Source organism: Streptococcus hepaticus (genome assembly GCF_043656315.1).
Taxonomy (GTDB): Bacteria; Bacillota; Bacilli; order Lactobacillales; family Streptococcaceae; genus Streptococcus; species Streptococcus hepaticus.
This window is the reverse complement of sequence record NZ_JBINIY010000018.1, coordinates 19,331-27,543: the sequence shown is the minus strand read 5'-3', so window position 1 is coordinate 27,543 and position 8,213 is coordinate 19,331. Positions and strand designations below refer to the sequence as shown.

At 40.4% G+C, this 8,213-nt stretch carries 6 protein-coding genes; all 6 read right to left on the bottom strand.

Annotation, left to right across the window (positions count from 1 at the left end; all coding sequences use genetic code 11):
• Positions 1–191: 191 nt before the first annotated feature.
• On the bottom strand, positions 192–1,085 hold the full coding sequence (locus tag ACHUFA_RS09905) for a helix-turn-helix domain-containing protein (RefSeq protein ID WP_222348936.1): 894 nt from the start codon (positions 1,083–1,085) through the stop codon (positions 192–194).
• A gap of 143 nt (positions 1,086–1,228) precedes the next feature.
• Positions 1,229–2,527, bottom strand: coding sequence for an adenylosuccinate lyase (gene purB / locus ACHUFA_RS09900; protein ID WP_222348937.1), 1,299 nt, complete (start codon positions 2,525–2,527; stop codon positions 1,229–1,231).
• Between the two features lie 161 nt (positions 2,528–2,688).
• The gene (locus ACHUFA_RS09895) at positions 2,689–5,076 is read right to left on the bottom strand and encodes an AAA family ATPase (protein ID WP_394405839.1); all 2,388 of its coding nucleotides are present in this window, start codon (positions 5,074–5,076) and stop codon (positions 2,689–2,691) included.
• 22 nt (positions 5,077–5,098) lie between these two features.
• Complete coding sequence (purK, locus tag ACHUFA_RS09890; RefSeq protein ID WP_394405837.1) at positions 5,099–6,169, bottom strand: 5-(carboxyamino)imidazole ribonucleotide synthase; 1,071 nt, start codon at positions 6,167–6,169, stop codon at positions 5,099–5,101.
• Positions 6,156–6,647 (bottom strand): 5-(carboxyamino)imidazole ribonucleotide mutase, encoded by a 492-nt coding sequence (gene purE / locus ACHUFA_RS09885; RefSeq protein WP_394405835.1) that lies wholly within the window; start codon positions 6,645–6,647, stop codon positions 6,156–6,158. The genes purK and purE overlap by 14 nt, the downstream gene beginning before the upstream one ends.
• Before the next feature lie 196 nt (positions 6,648–6,843).
• Complete coding sequence (gene purD / locus ACHUFA_RS09880; RefSeq protein ID WP_394405833.1) at positions 6,844–8,109, bottom strand: phosphoribosylamine--glycine ligase; 1,266 nt, start codon at positions 8,107–8,109, stop codon at positions 6,844–6,846.
• Positions 8,110–8,213: the final 104 nt, after the last annotated feature.

Here is an 8,213-nt window from a genome sequence, read left to right as displayed (position 1 = left end):
TATCACAATTTAAACTTCCCACCAATTCCATTCTGTAGCTTTGGTGGCTATCTTTGCGATAATTGGCAACGCCAAAAGGAACAGGTATTGAAGTTTAATAAATCTTTTCATATTGAATTATCTCCTAAATATTTTTTACATTGTCTATTTTAAAAGATTCGATTCAACTTGAACATGTCAGGGATGTCCTATTATTTATGATCTTTTTTCCACTCTTGTGTGAGTTGCTGTGCCAGATAATCATCGTCCATCATCTGAGCAAAGGATAGGGCTTTCTTATAGCTTTTTTCTGCCCCTTTTTCGTCTTGTAATAAATGCAACTGATATTTCCATTGCATCAATTGTCGTACTGGCATCCGCTTAAAATCATGAATTTTTTCTATTATATTAGACATTTGAAATAAAATTTCTTCCACTACCTGCTTATCTTTTCTTCGAAAATAAACTGAAAACAGCCCCATATAAATCATGTTTAATACCAATAATTCTTCTACATCGTAATTTTCCTTATTTTTTACAAGTCTTGGTAATAATCCTTGAACAAAGACTTCATCATAATGTTCAGAAGATACATTTGCGCATAATAAATAGAGCTTTATCAGTATTAAATCATTCATCTTATAAGATGTTTTTAGCTTAACTTGTTCAAAATACTCTTCTAATAAACCCGTTCCAAAATCAACTTGCTTTGCGCTAAAGGTATCTAGTATTGTACGTAGACTATCTACTGTTAACTTTTCCTCTTCTGGAAGATAATCATAGTATTCCTCATAAATTTCATCAAATTGTTCTTCACGTTCTTGAATCCGTCTTTCATCTGTATAAACAGGTGTACGTAGTATCTGATACTTTATTTCTTTATATTTTTTAGGAAGTTCCAATACCTCTTCATCAACAAATACACCGACAGAAACACCGAATTGTTTTGCTATATATCTCATTCGTTCTAAGGTAGGAATACATTGTCCAGCTTCAATCCGAGCAAATTGTCTTACTGAAAGAATCGATTGGTCTCCACAAAAATCATCTCGTGTAATTCCTCTCTCTTCTCTCATTTTACGAATCTTTAACCCTAATTCTTTCATATCTTTTCTCCTAAATTGTCACTTAGTGTATTATATCACAAATCATCTGTCTTTTTCTAGAACATCCCGGAATATCAAACTGTTTGTTCGGTTTTTGACAAAATAAAAGACCGGAGAACTTTCATTCTTCAGTCTTTCTAATTTTAATCATTTAACCCAAGACGATCAAAAATATCATCAACTCGTTTTGTGTAATAAACTGGGTTGAAGAGTTCATTGATTTCTTCTTGTGTGAGGCGTGATGTGACTTCTTTGTCTGCTTCAAGGAGTGGTTTGAAGTCTACTTGGTTATCCCATGAGTAAGCTGTTTTTGGTTGAACCAAATCGTAGGCTTGTTCGCGGGTCATGCCTTTTTCAATCAAGGTCAACATGATGCGTTGGCTGTAGATAAGCCCAAAGGTTGAATTCATGTTGCGCAGCATATTGTCAGGGAAGACCGTCAAATTCTTGACAATATTACCAAAGCGGTTGAGCATGTAGTTGATGAGGATAGTCGTGTCGGGCGTGATGATGCGCTCAGCTGATGAGTGCGAAATATCGCGTTCGTGCCAAAGGGCTACGTTTTCATAAGCCGTCACCATGTGACCACGGATAACACGCGCTAGCCCAGTCATGTTTTCAGAACCGATTGGGTTGCGTTTGTGAGGCATAGCAGAGCTACCCTTTTGACCTTTTGCGAAGAATTCTTCAACTTCGCGCTGTTCTGATTTTTGCAGACCACGAATTTCGGTTGCCATGCGTTCAATAGATGTTGCGATGCTAGCAAGTACAGCAAAGTATTCAGCATGCAAGTCACGTGGCAAGACTTGAGTTGAAATTTCTTGTGGGCGGATGCCTAATTTGCCACAAACATATTCTTCCACAAATGGAGGAATGTTAGCAAAGTTACCAACTGCACCAGAGATTTTCCCTGCTTCCACACCTGCGGCAGCATGTTCAAAGCGCTCTTGATTACGCTTCATTTCGCTGTACCAAGTGGCCAATTTAAGACCAAAAGTTGTAGGCTCAGCGTGCACACCATGGGTACGGCCCATCATGATGGTCATCTTGTGCTCTTTAGCCTTTTCAGCCACGATGTTAGTAAAGTTTTCAAGGTCACGACGGATAATGTCGTTGGCCTGCTTGTAGAGGTAACCGTAGGCAGTGTCTACCACGTCTGTAGACGTCAAGCCATAGTGAACCCACTTGCGCTCTTCACCAAGGGTCTCAGAAACCGCACGGGTGAAAGCCACCACATCGTGACGAGTCTCTTGCTCAATCTCAAGAATGCGGTCAATGTCAAAGTCCGCATTTTCGCGAATCTTAGCCACATCTTCCTTAGGAATCTCACCCAACTCAGCCCAAGCCTCGTCAGCCAAAATCTCCACTTCCAACCAAGCACGGTACTTGTTTTCTTCACTCCAAATGTTCGCCATCTCAGGGCGTGTGTAACGTTCTAGCATATTTTCTCCTTTGAATTTGTTATCTGTGAGGATTAGTAAGCATCACATAACAAGATATTGAAATTTCCGTAAAATGTAATTAGAAACAATAAACATTTGATTATTCCAATTATCTATTATATAGCTGAATTTATCATAACAAGTCAACTAATATAGACATTTTATTCCAAAATTTCGTGTTTCCATTGTTCAAGTTCTTCTTTCGCATCTGATATACCTGCTAAATGTTTTAAAATATGCAAATCATCTAGAAGATAAAGTAAAACTAACAAATCTCTAGCTGTTTTTTCTCGCTCTTCGTCAGAAATAGTATCAAAGAAGTCAATATTTAAAGCTTTAACCGGATCTTCATAATGACTCCCCCCATGCAGAACCAGTCGATACATAAGATTCTCGAAATACGACCTATACCTTTCATCTAACTTAGCAACAATTTTCTGATCTGTTGTTAATTGTGTAATACCTGTTTTATAGTTAAAACTGCCATAAGCCTCTAAAATTTTTCTCATGGCATTACCGACAAAAGTTTCTACGGTAGGTCCACCTCTTCCTGATGCAAAGTCAAAAACTATTTCAAGTAGTTCTGTATAATCGTGACTGCTAGTTTTGAATTCTTGTAATTTACCAGAAACCAGTTCTAATTTCTTGTATTTAGATTTTTGCCCACCTTCCTCTACTTTACAAGATTCCATTACTTCTTGTAAAAATTTATCAAAGTCATACATAGTTTGTTTGTCATGGGTCATTAATAAAACTCTGGTATTCCTATTCCCCTTAAGAAATTTAGTTAAACAAAATTTCAAATATGAGATTATCCCCACTTTATTTTCCATATCAAAACTAGAAACTGGATCATCAATAATAATAAAATTTTCTTGAGAATAGGCTTCAGACAATTCTCTTTGTTGAATAATTTCAGTAAAGAAGTAACAAAGCGCAAGTGCATTCCTCTCACCCACCGATACTCTACTAGGATCCACGGCCTTACCTCTTGATAGTAAGTAGTATTTTCCATTTTGATTTTGAATTGCTAAACGATCTTTTGAAAAAAATATATAATTTAAACCCTTGTTAATTTCATCAACCGCTATATCTATATTCAGTTTCTGATTCTCTAAATTAGAAATCTGCTGCTCGTAATCTGATACTTTGCTTTTGCTACTGTCATAATTACTTTTACATGCTTCTTTTTCGGTTGATTTCTCTTGAAATTTTTTATAATCATCTTGAATTTCATAGAAAGCCAACTCATTATTGATTCGAAGTAAATTTTCTTTTAATGTTTGATTATCTGTGATTTCTGAGTTATGTTGGGTAACTGCTTGATTAATTTTTTCAATGTCACTCTCTACCTGAGATAATTCTTTGGAAAAATCTAATTCTGGTAGCTCTACTACAACATAAGGATTCTCAATCTTTTTATCAATTAATAAGTTAATAGCATTAAATTTAGCATTTAAAGCATTAATACTACTTTGATAAGAATCGATTAAACTTGAGTCTATTTGCTTATAATCAGAAAAATTCTGATTTATCTCATCAATTTTACTGCCTCTCAATGCCTGTTGGTGTTCCTCAACAGCTCTCGATAGGAGTTTAGTTACACCATTGATAAGTTCTTCTCTAATATCATCAGATACTAATTGAGTACAAAAAGGACACCTTTTTTGATGTTCATCTGAAAAAAAATCTTTAACCTCTTTTAAATGACGTTCACCTTTTGTGGTATCAGATAGTAAAGTTAGCAGATACTCATCCCTATCATTCAACTCTGGTTTCTCTATTCTTTGAGATAATAAAGTTGATAATTCATTCCGATCAAAATTAATTGGTGGTAAAGATAAATTATGATTTATGGCAACTGCTGACTCTCTTATTGAAAAATATCTAACCTTTTCCTCATTAAATTTATTCTCTAATAAATCTCTATCTAAAGTTGGTTGTAAGTTAACAAAATTTTGAAAAGTATTGCTATTAACAGAAGAAGCTGCTCTATTACCTTTTATCTCCCGATCTCTTTCCGCCCAATTTCCTGGTCCCTTTAAAGAATTTGTCATCCTCTTTTTCCAAAAATCCGGAGATTTTTCATTTTTATCGTCCTTATAGTCTGTATACTCAGAATCATATCTTTGAAATTCGGACCTTAACTCAGCCAACTTACTTCTCAATATAACAAGTTGACTATCAATGTCAACTTGTTCGCCTAAGATTACAATTGTATCTAATCCTTCTTGAGCAATTCTGACTTTTTGATCAATATAGTCTTCATTGAAAATAAATATCGATTTTCGTTCACTATCACTAAGTACAATGTTATTATTATCTTTATCAATAAATGATACTCTATCTACTCCCCACTCACTATTTTTATATTTACTTATTCCGCGAGCGATAGTGCTTTTTCCTGAACCATTCCTCCCAAATAATAAACTTGCTCTATCATTTTGCGATTGATTTGTTCCCTCAAAATTTCCTTCAAAGAGTTCTAATTGAGTTTTATCTTCAAATATGCCTGACTTTATGCTAAATCCTTTAATTTTTTCAAACATTTTCTTCTTTAGACCAACCTCCCTAAAACGCCCCCACACTTTCCGCATCCCCAAACAAGGTCACATGCCCCATCTTGCGATTGTGCTTCGCTTCTAGTTTACCATAAAGGTGGAGGTGGGCGCTAGGGTTTTGGTGACAAAATGCTTGCGCGGCTTCCATGTGTTGTCCGAGGACATTGAGCATGATGGCTGGGGCGTGGAGGTGAATTGGTGGCAATGGTTGTCCGAGAACGCCTAGAATATGGGTGTCAAATTGTGAAAAATCACAGGCTTCAATAGAATAATGTCCTGAATTGTGGGGACGTGGGGCGATTTCGTTGACCAAAATCTGTTCGTCTGCCACAAACATTTCTACACAGAGGGTTCCTGATAGGTCCAACTGTTTAGCAATCTGCACTGCCATGGCTTGGGCTTTTTCAGCAAGTTCTTCAGAAATGCGGGCTGGGACAATGGTTTTTGAGAGGATATTGTTGCGGTGGATGTTCTCTTGAACTGGGAAGACTGTCACATCCTTACCATTCCCTGACACGATGACTGAGATTTCAAGGTTGAAGGTTACAAATTCTTCCAAGACACACTCAGCATGGTTGGCCAATTCTTTGGCGTCAGCCAGATTTTCTTCTGATTTGATGACCACTTGCCCATGGCCATCGTAACCACCTGTTGCGGTTTTGAGGACATAGTTTTTAGACAGGTCTAGGTTTTTCAAGTCTAAGCTTGATGTGACTACCTTGTAAGGTACCACAGTGACGTCTGCCTTGTTTGACAGGAAGTCTTTTTCAAAGATACGGTTTTGGAAAATGCGCAGGAGGTCGGTTCCCTGTGGCAATTGTCCTGGATTGATAACCTTGTCCAAGGCGTCTGCGTCTACGTTTTCAAATTCATAAGTGAGCACGTCACAGCGCGCAGCCAATTGCGCCAAAGCCTTGACGTCCGTATAGGGGGCCACAATCATGTCCGACACGCGCGATGCAGGGCAGTCGGCCGCTGGGTCCAGGGTCACTACCTTGTGCCCCATGTAGATGGCAGAAATGGCCATCATCTGGCCCAATTGCCCGCCTCCGATAATGCCGATGGTTTTAGATGAGTTCATCCGTTGAATCCTCCGCGATTTTTCCTTGTTCCTCTGCAAAATGGGCTAGCGCCTCCGCCAAGTTTTGGTCCTCGATTGCGAGGATTCGGAGGGCTGTGAGGGCAGCGTTTATAGCTCCCGCTTCACCAATAGCCATGGTTGCCACAGGCACCCCACCAGGCATCTGAACAATGGAATAGAGAGAATCGACACCGCTGAGAACGCGCGATTTGACAGGGACACCAATAACAGGGAGGGTTGTTTTGGCAGCTACCATCCCTGGAAGGTGGGCAGCACCGCCTGCACCTGCAATGATGATTTTGACGCCTCGACCGCGGGCTTCTTCGGCGTGTTTGAACATGAGGTCAGGTGTACGGTGGGCAGAGACGACTTTTTTTTCGTATGGGACTTGGAAGTTATCCAAGACTTCAGCTGTTTTTTGCATGGTTGCCCAATCGGATTTTGAACCCATGATGATGGAAATGACTGGATTTGACATGATTGCTCCTTACTTTTCTTAGGTAGTGGGGTCGTCAGCAGCCACCTTCGGTGTCTCATGACTAACTTGAAAGCCTAAAGTCTTTCAAGTTCCCCGAGTGACGTAGTCACTCTTGTCACCACTATCAAAAGTATCTGGGTGGCTCGCTTTCGCTCGCGTTTAGTTGTGCTCACTGCGTTCGCAATGGATTGTTGATTTAATCTTTTAAGGCTTTGCTGCCGATGTCTGTTCGGTAGAAGAGGCCTCTTGTGTTTTGGGTTTTGAGTTGGTTGTAGATTTTTTCTTGCGCAGCTTGGACGGTATCGGCTGTGATGACTAGCATGTAGACGCGGCCACCGTTTGAGAGTAGAGCTTTGCTATTTTCTGCAAACTTAGCGCCTGCATAGTATGTGATGATGTCGCCGTCAGTTTTAGCTGGTAGTTGAACGCCTTTGGCATAGTCAAGTGGGTAGCCGTTTGAGGCAACAACCACACCAAGAGTCACACCGCTATCTAACCAAGTGATGTTTGGCTCCTTGCCATCAAGAATGTCACTAATGTTTTGAGCGAAGTTTGACATCAGACGAGGGAGGATAATCTGGGTTTCTGGGTCACCGAAGCGGGCGTTGAACTCGATAACTTTTGGTCCATCCGCTGTCAAGATGAGACCGCAGTAGAGAATCCCGAGATAAGGACGCCCTTCAGCAATCATGCCTTTGAGGACTGGCTTGATGATGGTTTCAACAGCTGTGTCCACCACTGACTGAGGCAGGTGCGGAACTGGAGCGTAAGCCCCCATGCCACCTGTGTTTGGTCCTTTGTCGCCATCAAAGGCACGTTTGTGGTCCTGAGCTGTCGGCATGATGTAGAACTGGTCGCCGTTGACGAAGGCAAAGAGAGAGAACTCTTCCCCGTCCAAAAATTCTTCGATAACCACGCGCGCACCAGAATCCCCGAACTTATTGTCCAGCAGCATGTCGCGAGCCGCTTCCACCGCTTGCTCGACCGTCTCTGCCACGACCACGCCCTTACCTAGCGCCAGCCCATCCGCCTTGACCACGATAGGCGCACCCTGCGCCTCGATGTAGGCCTTAGCTTTTTTGAAGTCGGAAAATGTGCCGTAGGCTGCTGTCGGAACGCCGTATGTGCCCATGATTTCCTTAGCAAAATCCTTAGACCACTCAAGCTCCGCTGCCAAACGCGTCGGACCAAAGGCTTTGAGGCCAGCCTGGTTGAAATCATCAACGATCCCAGCCGCTAGCGCATCATCGGGACCAACAAAAGTCCAAGCGATATCATTTTCCTTAGCAAAAGCAATCAACTGTGAATGTTCGGAAATAGCAATATTCACCAAATCCAAACCATCCAAGTTCATGCCATCGTTACCAGGTGCGACAAAGACTTGTTCAACCCCTTCAGAATCCAATAACTTCTTAGCAATCGCATGCTCACGACCACCCGAACCAACAACAAGCAATTTCATGATATACCCCTTAATACGAATTTTATAATATTAGTATACCACATTTGTTCGCTTTAAAGAATTACTTACCGAATTTATTTCGAATAGTTCGGAAATACTGAACA

Coding starts and splice junctions, on each gene's coding strand:
- ACHUFA_RS09895 (WP_394405839.1), bottom strand. CDS start 5,076: ATGTTTGAAAAAATTAAAGGATTTAGCATAAAGTCAGGCATATTTGAA.
- purE (WP_394405835.1), bottom strand. CDS start 6,647: ATGTCAAATCCAGTCATTTCCATCATCATGGGTTCAAAATCCGATTGG.
- ACHUFA_RS09905 (WP_222348936.1), bottom strand. CDS start 1,085: ATGAAAGAATTAGGGTTAAAGATTCGTAAAATGAGAGAAGAGAGAGGA.
- purK (WP_394405837.1), bottom strand. CDS start 6,169: ATGAACTCATCTAAAACCATCGGCATTATCGGAGGCGGGCAATTGGGC.
- purB (WP_222348937.1), bottom strand. CDS start 2,527: ATGCTAGAACGTTACACACGCCCTGAGATGGCGAACATTTGGAGTGAA.
- purD (WP_394405833.1), bottom strand. CDS start 8,109: ATGAAATTGCTTGTTGTTGGTTCGGGTGGTCGTGAGCATGCGATTGCT.